The sequence below is a fragment of the Streptomyces cinerochromogenes genome (genome assembly GCF_014648635.1).
GTDB lineage: Bacteria > Actinomycetota > Actinomycetes > Streptomycetales > Streptomycetaceae > Streptomyces > Streptomyces cinerochromogenes.
Window position 1 is genome coordinate 279,167 of the sequence record NZ_BMRM01000006.1, and the last position, 17,694, is coordinate 296,860.

A 17,694-nucleotide genomic window follows, 5' to 3' on the forward strand; every position below is an offset into this window, starting at 1 on the left:
CGTACGCAGCCGCATGCGTGTGCGACACGGGCCGTGAGGCGATCGGGCAGGACCAACCGGGCGGCCGGGGGAGGCAAAGTGGACGACTACGCGGGTCGGGTGCTCGCCGACCGCTACCGCCTGCCGCTGCCGCCGTCCGACGAGTACGAACTCACCGAGACCCGCGCCTTCGACACCTACAGCGGTCAGGAAGTCCTCGTCCGGCAGGTGCCGTTGCCGGAGGTCGTCGAGGCCGAGGTGCTCGACGCGGACGGGCTGCCCGAGGGGTTCACCGCACGGCAGCGCGGGTCCCGCCGCGCGCCGGACGCCGGGACCGCCACCCGGCAGCCCGCGGATCCGGCGGTGCGGCGTGCCGTGGAGGCGGCGCAGGCCGCCGCCCGCATCCCGGACCATCCCCGGCTGGACCAGGTCTTCGACGTGTTCGCCGAGGGCGGTTCGCTGTGGATCGTCAGCGAACTGGTCGCCGCACGCCCGCTGGCCGCCCTCCTCGCCGAGCAGCCGTTGACGCCGTACCGGGCGGCCGAGGTCGCCTCCGACGTGCTCATGGCGCTCCGGGTGCTGCACGCCCACGGCTGGGTGCACCGCAACATCACCGTCCGCACCGTCCTGGTCTGCGACGACGGCCGCGTGATGCTGACCGGCCTGGCGGCCGGCGCGGCGGAGGAGGCGCTGAGCGGGTACGACCCGGTACCGGCGCCCGAGGAGACGGAGGGGCTGGAAGGCCTGGAAGGCCTCGGAGAAGGTCCGGAAGGCCTGGGAGGGCCGGAAGGGCCGGAAGCAGCGGCCGTTGCGCACGGACGGCCGGTGTCCGGCGGGGCCGGTGGAGCTGGTGGGGTAGGCGGCGTCGGTGAGCCCGACGCGGACGTCGATCCCGAGGCCGCGCGGCGGGCCGCGATCCAGGCGCGGGCGGCCGGAGGGCTTCCGGCGCCGGAGGCGAACGCGGCGTCCGGGGCGTCCGGTGCGGTCGGCCCGGCGGGGCAGCCGGCCCTGGACAGCGATGCCGACATCCGGGCCGCACGGGCCGGAGCCATCGCCGCGTACCGCGCGGGTGCCCGCGCCGCCGCCCGGGTGCACGAGGCCCAGCAGAACGGGCGCGCCGCCCTGCCCGGCGCCCGTCCGCCCGCCGAGGGCGACCCCGGCGGCGACCGGACCGAGGGCGCGGCACCGTCGTCGTATCCGCCGTACGGCGCGGAGGCCGGCGGCGCGCAGCCGCCCGGCCGGACAGCCGACCCCTACGGGGTGCGGGGCGCCCCGTGGCACGGCGCCGACCGGCGCGGCGCCACCGCCCCGCCCCTGGGCGGCGGTGCCCAGCGGCCGGGCCTGCCCGCGGCCGGTCCCGGTGCCGGGCACGCGTCCGTGCCGGGGCAGGGGTACGGCCCGGGGCGGACGCCGGACGGCGGGCCGGGCCGGTCCGACCGGCCGCTGTACTCCCGGACCGGGCGCCAGGAGACCGGACCGGCGCACGCCGAACTAGCCCCCGCACCCGCCGTCCCCGCACCCGCCGTCCCCGCCCCCGTGGTTCCCGCGCAGGCGGGCGGTCGGTGGGACGAGTCCGGTGCCGTGCGCCGCGGGCCCGGCACCGCGCTCGCCGCCGAGCGGGCGCGGCAGGTCCGGATGACCGTGGTGGGACCGGTGACCGAGCGCTGGGCGCCGGAGCAGGCCGGCCCCGTGCACGAGAACTGGCAGCTGGCGGCGCCGATCGGCCCGGCCACCGACCTGTGGGCGTTGGGCGCGCTGCTGTTCCGGGCCGTGCAGGGGCACGCGCCGTACCCGGAGGAGTCGACGGCCGAGCTGGTGCAGCTGGTGTGCGCCGAGCCGCCCGCCTTCGCCGAGGAGTGCGGCGCGCTGCGCCCGGTCGTGGAGTCGCTGCTGCGCCAGGACCCCACCGAGCGGCCGGACGTGGAGGAACTCGGCGGCTGGCTGCGGTCGCTGGTGCGGTCCGCGCCCGAACCGGACGCCGGCACCCACGTCGTCCCCGTCCCGCCCGCCGACCCGAGCCGCCTGCCGATCGTCCGGCGCCGCGGCGAGCTGGTGCGCCGGCGGCGCGCCGGGCTGCCCGCGGCCCATCCGCACGGCCGGCACAAGCGGGCCCGGGAGGGCGCCCGTTCACCGCGCAGCCTCGGCCGGACCCTGCTCCTGCTGATCCTGCTCCTGCTGGCCGGCGCGGTCGCCTACGCGATGCTCTTCATGCCCAAACAGGGCGAGAGCGGTGCCGCGGGCGGGGACCGCACCGGCAGTGCCGGGCAGGCCGACCCCGCGCCCTCGCACACCCGGCCGCCCTCCGGCGGACCGAGCGCACCGGAGGGCGGCGCCACCGCCTCCGCGCCCGCGACCGAGACCCAGACCGGCGGAGACCCCGCCGTCCCCGACGGGTTCACCCTGCGCAAGGACCCGGCCGGCTTCCGGCTCGCCGTCGCCGACGGCTGGGACCACACCCCGAAGAACGGCGACGGCCAGGTGGTCTACGCGCACGGGAACTTCGAGCTGATCGTCGTACCGGGGCGGGACGGCACGTCCGCCTACGGCAGCGACCCGATGGTCTACCAGCGGGACAAGGAACGCGAACTCCAGCCGTACCGCGACTCCACCTGGGCCACGGCCACCGGTCTGCGGACCATAGAGGTGGGCGGACGGACCATGGCCGAGGGGCAGTTCACCTGGACCGACGGACAGGGGCGGGACCTGTTCGTGCGCAACATGGCCCTGCTCCTGGACGGCCGCTACCACATCGTCCAGGTGCGCGGTCCGGAGGCCGAGCGGGACGAGGTCACCCGGCTGTACGAGCAGGCTGTGGCGACGTATCGCTACACCGGTTGAGCAGCGCGTATACGGGGCGGGAGACGACCGGTCCGGTTCCCCTTCTCGCGTGGAAATGACCATCGTCACAGTGCGGTTTCCTTGGGACCCCGCTGGTTCCCTGCGGGCAGGGCGGTCCTTAGTCTGACCCTGTCAAGAGCATTGCGGGGCAACGTGAATCAGATGCAGGGCCTGCTCATAGCGGGCCGCTACCGGCTCGCCGACTCCATCGGCAGCGGCGGCATGGGCCGGGTGTGGCGCGCCCACGACGAGGTGCTGCACCGGAAGGTCGCCATCAAGGAGTTGACCGCCGCGCTCTACGTCAACGACAGCGACCAGGCCGTCCTGCTCGCCCGCACCCGGGCCGAGGCGCGGGCCGCCGCGCGCATCAACCACTCCGCCGTCGTCACCGTGCACGACGTGCTGGACCACGACGGCCGCCCGTGGATCGTGATGGAGCTGGTCGAGGGCGCCTCGCTGGCCGACACGGTCAAGCAGCGGGGCCGCGTCGAGCCGAGGGAGGCCGCGCGGATCGGACTGTGGGTGCTGCGGGCGCTGCGCGCCGCGCACTCCGCCGGGGTGCTGCACCGGGACGTCAAACCCGGAAACGTCCTGCTCGGCGAGGACGGCCGGGTCCTGCTCACCGACTTCGGCATCGCCCAGATCGAGGGCGACACCACCATCACCCGCACCGGAGAGGTCGTCGGCTCGGTCGACTACCTCGCGCCCGAGCGGGTGCGCGGCCACGACCCCGGCCCGGCCTCCGACCTGTGGGCGCTCGGCGCCACGCTGTACACGGCGGTCGAGGGGCGCTCGCCGTTCCGGCGCACCTCGCCGCTGAGCACCATGCAGGCGGTCGTCGAGGAGCAGGCGGACGAGCCGCGCCACGCCGGTGCGCTCGCCCCGGTCATCGCCGCGCTGCTGCGCAAGGACCCGGCCCAGCGGCCGGGCGCCGAGGAGGCGGAGCAGATGCTCGCCGAGGCGGCGGAGGGCCGCCGGCCGCGCGCGGCCCAGGCGTTCGTCCCGACCCAGGGCTCGGGCGTTCCCACCGGCCCGGGGCGCGGCTCCACCGCGGGCACGCCCGGCCCCGGCGGGGCGGCTCCGGGCACCGGGTACGGCTCCGGTTCCGCGACACCGGTCGCCGGGTACGGCTCCGGTTCCGGGTCCGGGCCCGGTACGCCGGGCGGGGGTTACGGCTCCGGTTCCGGTTCCGGTGCGCCGGGCGGGGGTTACGGCTCCGGTTCCGGTTCCGGTGCGCCGGGCGGGGGTTACGGCGCCTACGGCTCCGGGTCCGCCCCCTCCGGCTCCGGATCCACCCACTCCGGCTACGGCCCCACCCCCTACGGCTCCCCGGCCGGTGCCGGTTCCGGTGCCGGCCATCCCGCGACCGGTCCCACAGCGGTGGCCCCGGCGGCCGGTGGCCCGGCGCCCGTCCGCCCCCGTCGCCGGTTGCGCACCCTCGTGCTGGTCGTCGCCGTGGCGGCGGTGCTCGGCGGTGCCGGTGCGGTGGCGATCCAGCAGTGGGGCGGACAGGACAGCGGGTCGGGAGGCGGTGCCGGCCCGGCTCCGGCACCCGCCGACACCGAGCCGGCCGGAGCCGAGGGCGTGATCCCGGCGGGGTGGAAGACGTACGAGGACCCGCTCGGCTTCAGCCTCTCCCTGCCCCGGGGCTGGAAGCGTTCGGTCTTCAGCGACCAGGGCGCCCTCAAGCAGATCGACTACTCGCCCGACAACGGCAAGCATTTCGTCCGCATCGCGGTCGACCGCTCGTCCGACTTCGTCGACGCCCTCTCCCACCAGGAGGACCTGGAGCAGCAGCTCCAGAACCACGGGCTGGTCGACTACCGGCGCGTCACGATGAAGGAGAACCTCTATCGCGACCGCAAGGGCGCGCGGTGGGAGTACACCTGGACCGCGCTGAGGAAGGATCCGCCCTACGTGCCCGGGCCGCGCCACGCGGCCGAGGAGACGTACTTCTCGCGTCGGGGCATCGAGTACGCCCTCTACATCTCCTCGCCGGCCGAGGACTGGGCGACGACCAGCAAGCAGTTCACCTGGGTGCTGCGGAGCTGGAAGCAGCCGGACGAGGGCTGAACCGGCGCGGACGGCGGGCGAGTCGGCCGAGTCGGCCGAAAATGGCTGGCTGCGCCGTGTGTCTTGGCCGAGCGGTGCCCCGGAGGGCGGGCACCCCGTGCGGCATGATGGGGCGCATGGGGACCGAGGGAGCCGGCTTCCGGCTGATCGCGGGCCGTTACCGCCTGGAGGAACGCGTCGGGCGCGGCGGCATGGGCGTCGTGTGGCGGGCCAGCGACCAGGTGCTGGGCCGTCAGGTGGCGGTCAAGGAACTCCTGTCGGACGACTCGCTCCCGGACGACGACGCGCGGCGCCGCCGCGACCGTACGTTCCGCGAGGCCCGCGCGGTGTGCCAGTTACGGCACCCGCACATCATCGTCGTGCACGACGTGGTGGAGCAGGACGAACGGCCGTACCTGGTCATGGAGCTGATCGACGGCTGCTCGCTCGCCGAACGCATCGACCGGCAGGGCCCGGCCGACGCCGCCGAGGCCGCACGGATCGGTATCGCCCTGCTCAGCGCGGTACGCACCGCGCACGAGGCGGGCGTGCTGCACCGGGACATCAAGCCCGCGAACGTGCTGATCGAGTCCGGTACCGACCGGGTCGTGCTCACCGACTTCGGTATCGCGCAGGTCGAGGGCGCCACCACGCTCACCGAGACCGGCTCCTTCGTCGGCTCGCCCGAATACACCGCGCCGGAGCGGATGTCCGGGCTGCGCACCGGGCCGGAGTCCGACCTGTGGTCGCTGGGCGCGCTGCTGTGCACGGTGCTCAGCGGCGAGTCGCCGTTCCGGCGCGACTCGCTCGGGGGCATCCTGCACGCCGTCGTCACCGACGAGATCCGCCCGCCGGCCGAGGCCGAGCCGCTGCTGCCCGTCGTACGGGGCCTGTTGGAGCGTGACCCGGACCGGCGGCTGGGCGCGGCGGACGCCGAGCGGATGCTGCGGACGTACCTGGCGACCGGCCGGACGCCGGACGCGCCGGGCGGCAACGGCACGGCGGGAGCGCACGGCGGCGGGCTCATCCACCGCATCGGCGCCGTCCGCACCCCGAAGGCCCCGACGCCGTACTCGCCGACCCAGCTGGACCTGCCGTACGGCGGACCGCCTCCGCCGCCGCCCGCCCCGGTCCGGACGCCGGCGGACCCGGCCCCGGCGCGGTCGTCCCCGCGCGGGCTGCTCGTGGCGGCCCTGCTCGTCGCCGCGCTGGCCGGGGCCGGCGTCTCGGCCGCGGCGCTGCTGCTGCACCGGGACGGGGACGGGGGCGGCGGAACCCCGGGAGGTACGGCGACGACCCCGGCCACCCGGACCGGTACGGGCGGTACGGCGCTGTCGCCCACCCCGACCGGCAAGGGAGGGACGGCCCTGTCACCCACCCCGACCGGCACCGGGCCGTCGCCGTCACCGACGCCCACCTCCGGTACGACCGGCGCGCACACCGCGCCCTCCGGTTACCGCACGGCCCGGGACCCGGCCGGCTTCTCCCTCGCCGTACCGGAGGGCTTCACCCGCAGTCCGCAGGGGCAGCGCGTCTTCTACCTCTCGCGGGGCGAGACCTTCCGCCTGGGCGTCCGGATCGGCGCGCCCCAGCCGGGCGGCCCCGAAGGAGTGATGAGCCGTTCGGCCGCCAGCGGGCCCTCCACCAACCCCGGTTACCACGACGGCCGGGTCATCCGGACCACCCACGACGGACACCCGGCCGCCCTCTGGGAGTTCACCTGGGACGGCTTCAGCGCGGCGGAGGGCCCCCGGCACACCTACGACCTGTGCTGGGAGGAGAACGGGCTGCTGTACGACGTGTGGGTGTCGGCGCCGGTCGGGCAGGTGCAGGAGGCGCGGGAGTACTTCGACGTGGCCGTCGACACGTTCTCCGTCACGGGTGTGTGACCGGTTCGCCCTCCCCGTGGCTGTGGGCGTGGCTGTGGGCGCCGGGGACGCCGGGGGCGCGGCGAAGACGACCGCATGAGCGGTGACGGGGGAGCCGGCCCCAGTGCCGAACCCGGCTCCGGGTGCCGGAACGAGCGGGCGAGGAGCGGGCGTTGGTGGTGTCGGCCCACTTCGGCGGGGCCGGTGCGGTGGAGGCGCGCCGGACACCACACGGTTCCGGCCCGCACCGGTGGGCCGCCTGACGACCCGTCGCCGCCCCCTTCCGGCCGCTCGCTTCGACAAGGGTGCGGTGCGCACGGTACTCATGGGACATGACCGAAGACGGCGAACACCCGCCCGACGCACGTCTGATCGGCGGCCGGTACCGGCTGGCCGGGCGTCTCGGGTCCGGGCCGGCGGGGACCGTGTGGCGTGCCCGGGACGAGCAGGGGGAGGGACTGGTCGCCGTCAAGGAGCCGCTGCTGCCCGGCGATCCGGCCGACGACGAGGAGAGCCGGCGTATCGCGCACCGGCTGCACCACGAGGCCCGGGCCGCGACCCGGGTGCGGCACCCCTCGGCGGTGACGGTGCACGACGTCGTCACCGAGGGCGGCCTCCCCTGGATCGTCATGGAGCTGGTGTCCGGCGAGTCCCTGCGCGAGGTGCTGGAGCGCGGCCCGCTCCCGGCCGCCGAGGCCGCGCGCATCGGGCTCGCGGTGCTGGGCGCGCTGCGCGCCGCGCACGCCGTCGGGATCGTGCACCGGGACGTCAAGCCGGCCAACGTCCTGCTGGAGTCCGGCACCGGGCGGGTCGTCCTCACGGACTTCGGCATCGGCGACGGGCACGCGCAGGACGCACCCGCCGGTTTCGTCGCGCCGGAGGTGGCGGCGGGGCCGGGCGCCGGACCGGCCTGCGACCTGTGGTCCCTGGGGGCGCTGCTGCGTGCCGCCGTGGGGGACGCCGACCCCGGCACGCCGGGGTCGCTGGGCCCGCTGCTGGACCGGCTCCAGGCCGACGATCCGGCGGCGCGGCCGGACGCGGCGGAGGTCGAGGCCGTACTCCGCGACCACCTGGGGCTCACCGCCGTACCGGAACCGGCGCGCGAGCCCGGCCGCCCGGCCACCGACCCGCTCTCCGAGCCTTCGCCCGCCGACCCGCTCCCCGCGACCTCGCCCGCCGACCCACTCCCCGCGACCTCGCCCGCCGACCCACTCCCCGAGCCCCCGGCCACCGATCCGCTTCCCGAGCCTTCGCCCGCCGACCCGTCCCCCGACTCCCCGCCCGCGCCGGCACCCCGCCGCACCCCTCTCGCCGCCCTCGGCCTGCTGCTCGCCAGAAAATCCGAGGCCGACTGATCCCGCCCCGCGCCGACGTCCCCTCGCCCCTCTCAACGCCCTGATCAGCGCATTTGCTGCCAGTGATCACTGGCAGTGTGTGAGTGGTCCGTGAATCCCCGTTACCGACGGGTACACAAAGGCTCCGCCGCGGCATACCCTGCGCCTCATGACGGACACGCAGGCCCCGGACATCGCCGGTACCAACCCGCTCGCGCCCGCACCCGAAGGCGCCCGCACCGCCGCCGACGTGGTCACGCCGGAGTTGGCGGCCCAGCTCACCAAGGGCATCGTCGGCTCCGGCCGCACCGCCAACCACACCCCGTTCACCGGCGAGAAACTGGCCGACCTGCCCGAGTCCACCCCGGAGGACGTCGGCAAGGCCTTCGAGGCGGCCCGCGCCGCCCAGGCTGTGTGGGCGAAGACCCCGGTCCGGCAGCGGGCCGCCGTCCTGCTCCGCTTCCACGACCTGGTGCTCCAGCGGCAGGCCGAGGTCCTCGACCTGATCCAGCTGGAGACCGGCAAGGCCCGCCTGCACGCGCACGAGGAGGTGCAGGCCGTCGCCGTCGCGGCCCGCCACTACGGCCACCGGGCCGCCGCCTACCTGAGGCCCAAGCGGCACACGGGCGCCATCCCCACCCTGACGAAGGTCACCGAGCTCCGCCACCCGCGCGGGGTCGTCGGCCAGATCGCCCCCTGGAACTACCCGCTGGAGCTGTCCGTCGGCGACGCCCTGCCCGCCTTCGTCGCCGGCAACGCCGTCGTGATGAAGCCGGACACGGAGACCTGCCTCACCGCCCTGTGGGCCCGCGACCTGCTCATCGAGGCCGGGCTGCCCGAGGGCGTCTTCCAGGTCGTGCTCGGCGAGGGCCCGGTCGTCGGCCCCGAGCTGGTCAGGCACGCCGACTACGTCTCCTTCACCGGCTCCACCCGCACCGGCCGCGAGGTCGCCGTCGGCGCCGCCTCCCGCCTGGTCGGCGTGTCCCTCGAGCTCGGCGGCAAGAACGCCATGCTGGTCCTCGACGACGCCGACATCGAGAAGGCCGCCGCCGGTGCCGTACGCGCCTGCTTCTCCTCCGCCGGCCAGCTCTGCATCTCCATCGAGCGGCTCTACGTCCACGAGTCCGTCGCCGACGCCTTTCTGGAGCGCTTCGCCGCCCGCACCCGGGCCATGCGCCTCGGCAACTCCCTCGCCTACGGCGCCGACATGGGATCGCTGGTCGGCGAACGCCAGCTGACGACCGTGCAGCGGCACGTCGAGGAGGCCGTCGCCAAGGGCGCGAAGGTGATCGCGGGCGGCGTCGCCCGGCCGGACATCGGCCCCTACTTCTTCGAGCCGACCATCCTGGACGGCGTCGAGCCCTCCATGTCCGTGTGCGAGGAGGAGACCTTCGGCCCGGTCGTCTCCGTCTACCGCTTCCGGAGCGACGACGAGGCGGTCGAGCGCGCCAACGCCACGCCGTACGGCCTGAACTCCTCGGTCTGGACGACGAACGCCCGCCGCGGCCGGGACGTCGCCGCCCGCCTGCGCACCGGCACCGTCAACGTCAACGAGGGCTACGCGCCCGCCTACGGCAGTGTCCAGTCCCCGATGGGCGGCATGAAGGACTCCGGCCTCGGCCGCCGGCACGGCTCCGAGGGCATCCTCAAGTACACCGAGGCCCAGACGGTGGCCCAGCAGCGGCTGCTGCCGATGGCGCCGTCGCTGGGCATGACGGACGAGAAGTACGCCCAGTTCATGAGCACGAGCCTGCGGCTCATGAAGGCCTTCCGGTTCCGCTAGGAACCCCTGTCCGGAAACACCCGTTCTCGACGAGGAGAGCACGTGTCGCAGGAGAAGTCTGTCCAGACCCGGGACGAGGACGGGTACGACTACGACGTCATCGTGGTCGGATCGGGGTTCGGCGGTTCGGTGTCCGCCCTGCGCCTGACCGAGAAGGGCTACCGGGTCGGGGTGCTCGAAGCCGGCCGCCGCTTCACCCGCTCGTCGCTGCCCAGGAACTCCTGGGACCTGAAGAACTACCTCTGGGCCCCGAAGCTCGGCATGTTCGGCATCCAGCGCATCCACCTGCTGGGCAACGTGATGGTGCTGGCCGGCGCCGGTGTCGGCGGCGGCTCGCTCAACTACGCCAACACCCTCTACGTGCCGCCGAAGCCCTTCTTCGAGGACCCCCAGTGGCGGCACATCACCGACTGGCAGGAGGAGTTGAAGCCGTACTACGACCAGGCCCAGCGCATGCTCGGCGTCCGGCTGAACCCCACCATGACCCCCTCCGACGTCCATCTGAAGGCGGCGGCCCAGCGGATGGGTGTCGGCGACACCTTCCACCTCGCCCCGGTGGGCGTCTTCTTCGGCGACGGCAAGGACGCCGACGGGAAGACGAAGGCACGGCCCGGCGAGCAGGTGAACGACCCGTACTTCGGCGGGGCCGGCCCCGACCGCAGGGCCTGCACCGAGTGCGGCGAGTGCATGACCGGCTGCCGGCACGGCGCGAAGAACACCCTCAACGAGAACTACCTGTACCTCGCCGAGAAGGCGGGCGCGGTCGTCCACCCGATGACGACCGTCGTGTCCGTCACCGACGACTCGCGGGGCGGCTACGCGGTGGCGACCCTGCCGACGGACCGGAGGAAGAAGGGCGAGGGCCGGCTCTTCACCGCCCGCAGGGTGGTCCTCGCCGCCGGCACCTACGGCACCCAGACCCTGCTGCACCGCATGAAGGCCGGCGGCCAGCTGCCGTACCTGTCCGCCCGGCTCGGCGACCTGACCCGCACCAACTCCGAGGCCCTGGTCGGCGCGCAGACCGACGACCGCCGCTACCGCAGGGCGACCGGCGCGCCGCGGGCCGACTTCACGCGGGGTGTCGCCATCACGTCCTCGATCCACCCCGACGAGAACACCCACATCGAGCCGGTCCGCTACGGCAAGGGCTCCAACTCGATGGGCGGCCTGTCCATCCTCCAGGTGCCCTACACCGAGGGCTCCTCCCGCGTCCTCGCCTGGCTGGCGAACGCGGCCCGGCACCCGCTGCTGGTCGCCCGCTCGCTGTCCAACCGGCGCTGGTCGGAGCGGACCATCATCGGCCTGGTCATGCAGTCTCTGGACAACTCGCTGACCACCTATCTGAAGCCCGGCGGCGTCGGCCGGGGCCTGCTGACCGCGCGGCAGGGGCACGGCGCGCCCAATCCCAAGCAGATCAAGGCCGCCACCGAGGCCGCCTCCGCGCTCGCCGCCGAGATCAACGGCTTCGCCGGCAGCAACGTCGGCGAGCTGATGGGCACCCCGCTCACCGCGCACTTCCTCGGCGGCTGCCCCATCGGCGACTCCCCGGAGACGGGCGTGATCGACCCGTACCACCGGCTCCACGGCCACCCCGGCATCTCGGTCGTGGACGGCGCCGCGGTCTCGGCGAACCTGGGGGTGAACCCGTCGCTGACGATCACCGCGCAGGCCGAGCGGGCGATGTCGTTCTGGCCGAACAAGGGCGAGGAGGACCCGCGGCCGGCGCCGGGAGCGGCGTACGAGCGGCTGAAGCCGGTGGAGCCGCGGACCCCGGCGGTCCCCGCGGAGGCGTTCGGCGCGCTGCGGCTGCCGTTCCTGGGGATGCCGGCGGTACCGCCGAAGAAGTGACCGTCGGACGATGCAGAGGGACCTGCATCCCCCTCCGAAGGCAGGTCCCTCTCACCGTTTCTTGATCCGGCAGGTTTGATCAGCGAAAAGCGTGAAGGGTTGCTCCGGACATCCGGGATTGTGATGTGAGGCGAGTCACATCGATGTCTCGTCGGGGCGAGTTCCGCCGGTGCGAGCCGCATCGACGGGGTGGGGGGAGGGGGTGCTGCGGGCCAGGGGGTGCTGCGGGCCGCGGGCAGGGCGAAGGGCCCCGCGGGACGGAGAGGCCGCGAGGCCCTTCTCTCGGTCAGCACCGGCGTCAGGGCAGCGCCGGTGCCCGGGGCGGCGCCGGGGGCTGCGCCGCTTGTTCGTGTGCCCTGTGGCCTGTCTGCAGTTTTCCGCCGGCCGGCCCCGGGCGTCCCCGGAGCCGGCCGTTCTCTTGGGTGACCGGGCCGCTGTCCCCTGCCGTCCGGTCACTTCCTGGAGCGAGGTCCCACGGCGTACGGCACGACCCGTACGCCTCATCGCTCCAGCGAGCCACGCGTGGTTCTCTCGGGCCCGCCCCTGGCTGGCACGGACACCCCCCTCAACGAAGCGGTGCGCGGGCCGGTCACGGCGCCGTACGGGTGAGAGTCGGGCCGAACTCAGATACGGCCCCGGCTCAGCTCCAGCAGGGTCATGGCGAGGGTGGTGCCGGGCTTGCCGAGGGCGTCCCGGTAGCGGGCGAGGATCTCCATCTCGCGGGAGAGGTGCACCCGGCGCCCGCCGGAGGCGATCCGGGTCTGCTGGACGACGGCGGAGACGGCCATCCGCTCCTGGATGAGGCCGATGATCCGGTCGTCGAGCGCGTCGATGCGCTCACGGGCGCCGGCGATGACCGCTTCCGGGGCGGTGCCGGGTGCGGTCTCCTGCGCGGTCCGCGGTGTGGTCCGCGGTGCGGTCTCCTGCGCGGTCTGCGGTGCGGTCGTGGTCATGCGGGGCTCCTCGGTGCGGTGGGTGCCCCGGAACGGCACGGCCCGGAAAACGACAGGCGCCCCGGGCCTTGTCGGCCCGGGGCGCCTGGGAAGTCGCTTGGCGGTTTGCTCAAGCAGCACGACCATGGCAGCCGGCGGGCCGGATGCCATAGGTAAAGACGAAGGTCGAGTGCTTGCGCATGCGGCCAGTATGCCACGGCGGTTTCCCTCGGAGGTGTCGCGTCCACCCCGTTAGAATCGGAAGCACAGGCCCCCGCCCGACCACCAGAAGGCACCCCGTGTCATCAGCGACCCAGTCTGCCGCCACCCCCGACACCGTCCTGGTCGTCGACTTCGGCGCGCAGTACGCCCAGCTCATCGCCCGTCGCGTCCGCGAGGCGCGGGTCTACAGCGAGATCGTGCCCAGCACCATGCCGGTCGCCGAGATGCTCGCCAAGAACCCCGCGGCGATCATCCTCTCCGGCGGCCCCTCGTCCGTGTACGAGGAGGGCGCTCCCACCCTCGACCGTCAGATCTTCGAGGCCGGCGTCCCCGTCTTCGGCATGTGCTACGGCTTCCAGCTCATGGCGCAGAGCCTCGGCGGCATCGTCGACAACACCGGCGCCCGCGAGTACGGCCGCACCGACCTGCACGTCTCCAGGAACTCCTCCACCCTGTTCGAGGGCACCCCGGACGAGCAGCACGTGTGGATGTCGCACGGCGACGCCTGCTCCGCCGCCCCCGAGGGCTTCACGGTGACCGCGTCCACGGACGTCGTCCCGGTCGCCGCGTTCGAGAACGACGACAAGAAGCTCTACGGCGTCCAGTACCACCCCGAGGTCATGCACTCCACGCACGGCCAGCAGGTGCTGGAGCACTTCCTCTACCGCGGTGCCGGGCTGAAGCCCGACTGGACCACCGGCAACGTGATCGAGGAGCAGGTCGAGGCCATCCGCGCGCTGGTCGGTGACAAGCGCGCGATCTGCGGCCTGTCCGGCGGTGTGGACTCCGCCGTCGCCGCCGCCCTCGTCCAGAAGGCCATCGGCTCCCAGCTGACCTGCGTCTACGTCGACCACGGCCTGATGCGCAAGGGCGAGACCGAGCAGGTCGAGAAGGACTTCGTCGCGGCCACCGGCGTCCAGCTGAAGGTCGTCGACGCCGAGGAGCGCTTCCTCAAGGCCCTGGCCGGGGTCACCGACCCCGAGGAGAAGCGCAAGATCATCGGCCGGGAGTTCATCCGCGTCTTCGAGCAGGCGCAGGCCGAGATCATCGCCGACGAGGGCCCGGCCGTGGAGTTCCTGGTCCAGGGCACCCTCTACCCGGACGTGGTCGAGTCCGGCGGCGGCACCGGCACCGCCAACATCAAGTCGCACCACAACGTCGGCGGGCTGCCCGAGGACCTCGAGTTCAAGCTGATCGAGCCGCTGCGCAAGCTGTTCAAGGACGAGGTCCGGATGGTCGGCCGGGAGCTGGGCCTTCCGGAGGAGATCGTCCAGCGCCAGCCCTTCCCCGGCCCCGGCCTGGGCATCCGCATCGTCGGCGAGGTCACCAAGGAGCGGCTGGACCTGCTCCGCGAGGCCGACGCCATCGCCCGCGAGGAGCTGACCGCGGCCGGCCTGGACCGCGACATCTGGCAGTGCCCGGTGGTCCTGCTCGCCGACGTCCGCAGCGTGGGCGTCCAGGGCGACGGCCGCACCTACGGCCACCCGGTCGTCCTGCGCCCGGTCTCCTCCGAGGACGCGATGACGGCCGACTGGTCGCGCCTGCCGTACGACGTCCTCGCCCGTATCTCCACGCGGATCACCAACGAGGTCCGCGACGTCAACCGGGTCGTGCTCGACGTGACGAGCAAGCCCCCGGGCACGATCGAGTGGGAGTAGTCCTCCCCGGGACCGCCGCTCAGGTCCGCCGGAGAGCACGCACCGGCTCTCCGGGCCTCCAGACCTGGGTGACCAGATACGTCTCGTCCTCGACGTAGGTCCGTACGACCTCCGTCAGCTCGGTGCGGAAGAGGTGGAACGGCTGCGGCGGTTCCACCTCTTTCACGTACGCGGCCCTGGCCGTGCCGCCCTCGACCTCGTACGCCCGCCCGCCGATCCGGACGTCGCCGCCGCCCAGGTCCGTTCCCCCGCCCGGGTTGGCCTGGAGGGTGAACCGCGGGTCGCGGCGCAGGTCGAGGGCCTTCAGGGAGCCCGGCATCATGCCGAGCCACAGCTCCCCGCCCAGGAAGCGGACCTCGATCCCGCAGGTGCGGGGCGAGCCGTCCTTGCGGAGGGTCGCGAGGACGTGGTGCCGGTAGGCGCCGAACCGCTCCTCCGCGGTCTTCGCCAGCCCGGGTGCGGCGATCCCGAAGGCCGCCCAGTTCACAGGGGTCATCGCCCGGTCCACAGGAGTCATACGGAGCACTCTCCCGCGCAATCCCGACATCTTCTGTCGGGTATGCGCAGTGCACGGCATCTTTACAGCACAGCTCTGCCCTTTTGCGCCTCCCGACGGTACCTTCCGGCCGTACCGCAATCCCCGTACGGGAGGATCTATGCACGGGCCCACGCCGCCCCTGCCGCTGCCCACCGACCGGCTGCAGTTCGCCATGCCGCCGATGCACGAGTCGGTGGAGGACGAACGCCGGCACCGCAAGGAGCGGCTCGCGGGCGCCCTGCGGATCTTCGGGCGGGCGGGCTTCGAGGACGGGGTGTCGGGACACATCACGGCCCGGGACCCCGAGTTCACCGACTGCTTCTGGGTCAACCCGTTCGGCATGCCGTTCAAGCACGTCACCGTCGGCGACCTCGTCCTCGCCAACCAGGACGGGCAGGTCGTCGAGGGCCGCTACCACGTCAACCAGGCCGCGTTCACCGTGCACGCCCAGGTGCACGCCGCCCGGCCCGACGTCGTCGCCGTCGCCCACTGCCACTCCGTGCACGGCCGCGCCCTCGCCGCCCTCGGCGACCTCATCGACCCCATCACCCAGGAGAGCTGCGCCTTCTACGAGGACCTCGCCCTCTACGACGCCTACACCGGCGTGACCGTGGACGCCGAGGAGGGCCGCCGGATCGCCGCCGCGCTGGGCTCCCGCAAGGCGCTCGTGCTGCGCAACCACGGGCTGCTCACGGTCGGCGACTCGGTGGACGCGGCGGCCTGGTGGTTCCTGTCCCTGGACCGGTCCTGCCAGGTGCAGCTGCTGGCGAAGGCCGCGGGCCGTCCGGTCCTCATCGACCACAAGCCCGCCGTCGCCACCCGCGAACAGCTCGGCGGCGACCTGGTCGCCTGGATCAACTACCAGCCGCTGTGGCAGGACATCAGCCGCAGCGAACCGGACCTGCTCAGCTGACGTACCGAAGCGGTGGGGCACGCGCGGCGCGGTGGGGCACGCGCGGTGCGGTGGGGCACGCGCGGTGCGGTGGGGCGCGGCGGCGAACCGGGCAGGGCCGCCGCCGCGTCAACACGGCGTTCCCCGCTTCACCCCCGGTGACCCCGTCCGGCCGCCCCGGAGGGCCCGGCGTAGGGCACAATTCGCTGGCAGCACAGGGGAGTTGCCCGGCCGTCCCGCGCACCGCGGTGCCGACGGCCGGATCGGCAGGTCGTGGGGAAGGCGGGCGTCGGGCGTGGCGGTGCAGGAGGCGAGAGACGGCACGGGTGCCGAGGACGTCCACGAGGGTGGCTGCACCTGCGGGGACTGCCCGCACGGCGCCCGGGAGGGACACCGGCGGGCCGTCGCCGCGTTCCTGCGCCGGCGCGACGAGTTCGCCGCCGGCCGGGGACTGCCGACGGCCGTGGCGCACTCCGCCTCGGCGTCCCGCCAGTGGGTCTCCGAGGAACTGACCCAGCGCGCCGAGGCCGTCGCCGAACAGGGCCGGGCCGAGGGCGCGGCCCGGCTCGCCCGGCTCTGGCTGCGGACGGTGTACGCCGTGTGGGGCGCGGTCGTCGCGTTGCTGCTCGCCGAGGCCCTCACCGCGATCGGCGCGGGCTGGACCGGCGCCCGGACCGCGGCCCTGCTCGCCGCGCTCACCGTCGCCGTCGCCCTCACCACCGCCTGCTCCTTCCATCGGGCGCGCGGCGGAGCGCTCGCACCGGTCATCGGTGAGGACAACCGCATGTCCACCTCCCGTACTGTCGCCGCCTGCTGGGTGCTGTTCGTCGGTTACGCCGTCCTGCTGCTGGCCGCCCGCCTCGCCGCCGCCTCCGGCCACGCCGAGCGCGACGCGCTGATCTCCGGCCTCGGTCTCGCCCGCGGCGCGGGCGTGGTCACCGTCCTCGCCGTCGTCTGCGGCATCGCCGTCCTGGTCCGCCGGGTGGTGGGCCTACGCATCACCGCCCAGCGGCTGCAGAAGGTCCCGGCCCACCGCCCGCGCGCCGCCGACCTGCTCACCGACGACTCCGGCCGGGGCGCCTTCGCCGACATCCAGTACGTCGCCATCAGCGCCGTCGCCCTGCTGTTCGCCGCCGTACGGCTGGCCCGCCGCCCCGACCAACTGCCCGACCTGCCCTGGGGCCTGGCCGCCGTCGTGCTGATCTCGGCCGCGACCTACCTGGCCGGCAAGTACGCCGAGGGCGGCCGGCCGGTGATCCTCTCGGTGGTCCGCGCCCGCGAACCCGGTGACCTCGACGGTCCGATCCGCACCGGCGACGACATCGAGATCCGCGGCAGCGGCTTCGTCCCGCCCGGCGCCCAGACCGCCGACCGGCTTTCCCGCACGGTCGTCCGCATCGGCGCGGTCGACGTCCACGTCCCCCTGGTCCCCGTCACCGGCGGCTTCCGCAACCCCACGGACAACGCCCTGACCGTCCCCGTACCGGCCGAGGTCGAACCGGGCGCGGTCGAGGTCCAGGTGGTGACCGCGGCCGGCGTGGCGACCAACCGGTGCATCGTCCAGGTGACCGAGTGAGGTGACCGGGGCGGGAGGCCGGGCAGGGCGGCCGGGAGGCGGCGGCCCTCACCGTGGACTGGTCCTCGCCGTGGGCCGATGCCCGCCGCAGGCGCGGGTCCGGTCCTCGCCCGGGTCCGACCCACACCCGTCTGCTGTCCACTGCTCGCGCCGAGCGCCGGAATCCGGAAAATC

General features: G+C 74.2%; 11 protein-coding genes. 9 read left to right on the forward strand and 2 right to left on the reverse strand.

Annotated features, from left to right (window positions below; genetic code table 11):
* Nucleotides 1-78: 78 nt before the first annotated feature.
* From IEZ20_RS14500 to IEZ20_RS14525, 6 genes are all read left to right on the forward strand, one after another.
* On the forward strand, nt 79-2,817 hold the full coding sequence (locus tag IEZ20_RS14500; protein WP_189298277.1) for a serine/threonine kinase C-terminal domain-containing protein: 2,739 nt from the start codon (nt 79-81) through the stop codon (nt 2,815-2,817).
* Nucleotides 2,818-2,979: 162 nt separating this feature from the next.
* A complete protein-coding gene (locus IEZ20_RS14505; protein WP_189298546.1) occupies nt 2,980-4,890 on the forward strand; it encodes a serine/threonine-protein kinase in 1,911 nt (636 codons plus the stop codon).
* A gap of 116 nt (nt 4,891-5,006) precedes the next feature.
* A complete protein-coding gene (locus IEZ20_RS14510; RefSeq protein ID WP_189298279.1) occupies nt 5,007-6,758 on the forward strand; it encodes a serine/threonine-protein kinase in 1,752 nt (583 codons plus the stop codon).
* Nucleotides 6,759-7,069: 311 nt separating this feature from the next.
* Entirely contained in the window at nt 7,070-8,092 is a 1,023-nt protein-coding gene (locus IEZ20_RS14515) for a serine/threonine-protein kinase (RefSeq protein WP_189298281.1), read from the forward strand.
* Between the two features lie 148 nt (nt 8,093-8,240).
* Nucleotides 8,241-9,854: a succinic semialdehyde dehydrogenase gene (locus IEZ20_RS14520; RefSeq protein WP_189298283.1), complete on the forward strand. Its 1,614-nt coding sequence runs from the start codon at nt 8,241-8,243 to the stop codon at nt 9,852-9,854.
* A gap of 42 nt (nt 9,855-9,896) precedes the next feature.
* Nucleotides 9,897-11,702, forward strand: a complete 1,806-nt coding sequence (locus IEZ20_RS14525; RefSeq protein ID WP_189298285.1) for a GMC oxidoreductase — start codon at nt 9,897-9,899, stop codon at nt 11,700-11,702.
* Nucleotides 11,703-12,325: 623 nt separating this feature from the next.
* On the opposite strand, the gene IEZ20_RS14530 is transcribed toward IEZ20_RS14525, so the two are convergent.
* Nucleotides 12,326-12,655, reverse strand: a complete 330-nt coding sequence (locus tag IEZ20_RS14530; RefSeq protein WP_189298287.1) for a chorismate mutase — start codon at nt 12,653-12,655, stop codon at nt 12,326-12,328.
* Between the two features lie 278 nt (nt 12,656-12,933).
* On the opposite strand from IEZ20_RS14530, the gene guaA reads away from it, so the two are divergent.
* Complete coding sequence (gene guaA / locus IEZ20_RS14535; RefSeq protein WP_189298289.1) at nt 12,934-14,514, forward strand: glutamine-hydrolyzing GMP synthase; 1,581 nt, start codon at nt 12,934-12,936, stop codon at nt 14,512-14,514.
* Between the two features lie 19 nt (nt 14,515-14,533).
* Here the strand turns inward: guaA and IEZ20_RS14540 are convergent, their stop codons facing one another.
* Entirely contained in the window at nt 14,534-15,010 is a 477-nt protein-coding gene (locus IEZ20_RS14540; protein ID WP_189298548.1) for a pyridoxamine 5'-phosphate oxidase family protein, read from the reverse strand.
* 160 nt (nt 15,011-15,170) lie between these two features.
* On the opposite strand from IEZ20_RS14540, the gene IEZ20_RS14545 reads away from it, so the two are divergent.
* Together IEZ20_RS14545 and IEZ20_RS14550 are read left to right on the forward strand one after the other, a co-directional pair.
* Complete coding sequence (locus IEZ20_RS14545) at nt 15,171-15,965, forward strand: class II aldolase/adducin family protein (RefSeq protein WP_189298291.1); 795 nt, start codon at nt 15,171-15,173, stop codon at nt 15,963-15,965.
* Between the two features lie 274 nt (nt 15,966-16,239).
* The gene (locus tag IEZ20_RS14550) at nt 16,240-17,520 is read left to right on the forward strand and encodes a hypothetical protein (RefSeq protein ID WP_189298293.1); all 1,281 of its coding nucleotides are present in this window, start codon (nt 16,240-16,242) and stop codon (nt 17,518-17,520) included.
* Nucleotides 17,521-17,694 lie beyond the last annotated feature (174 nt).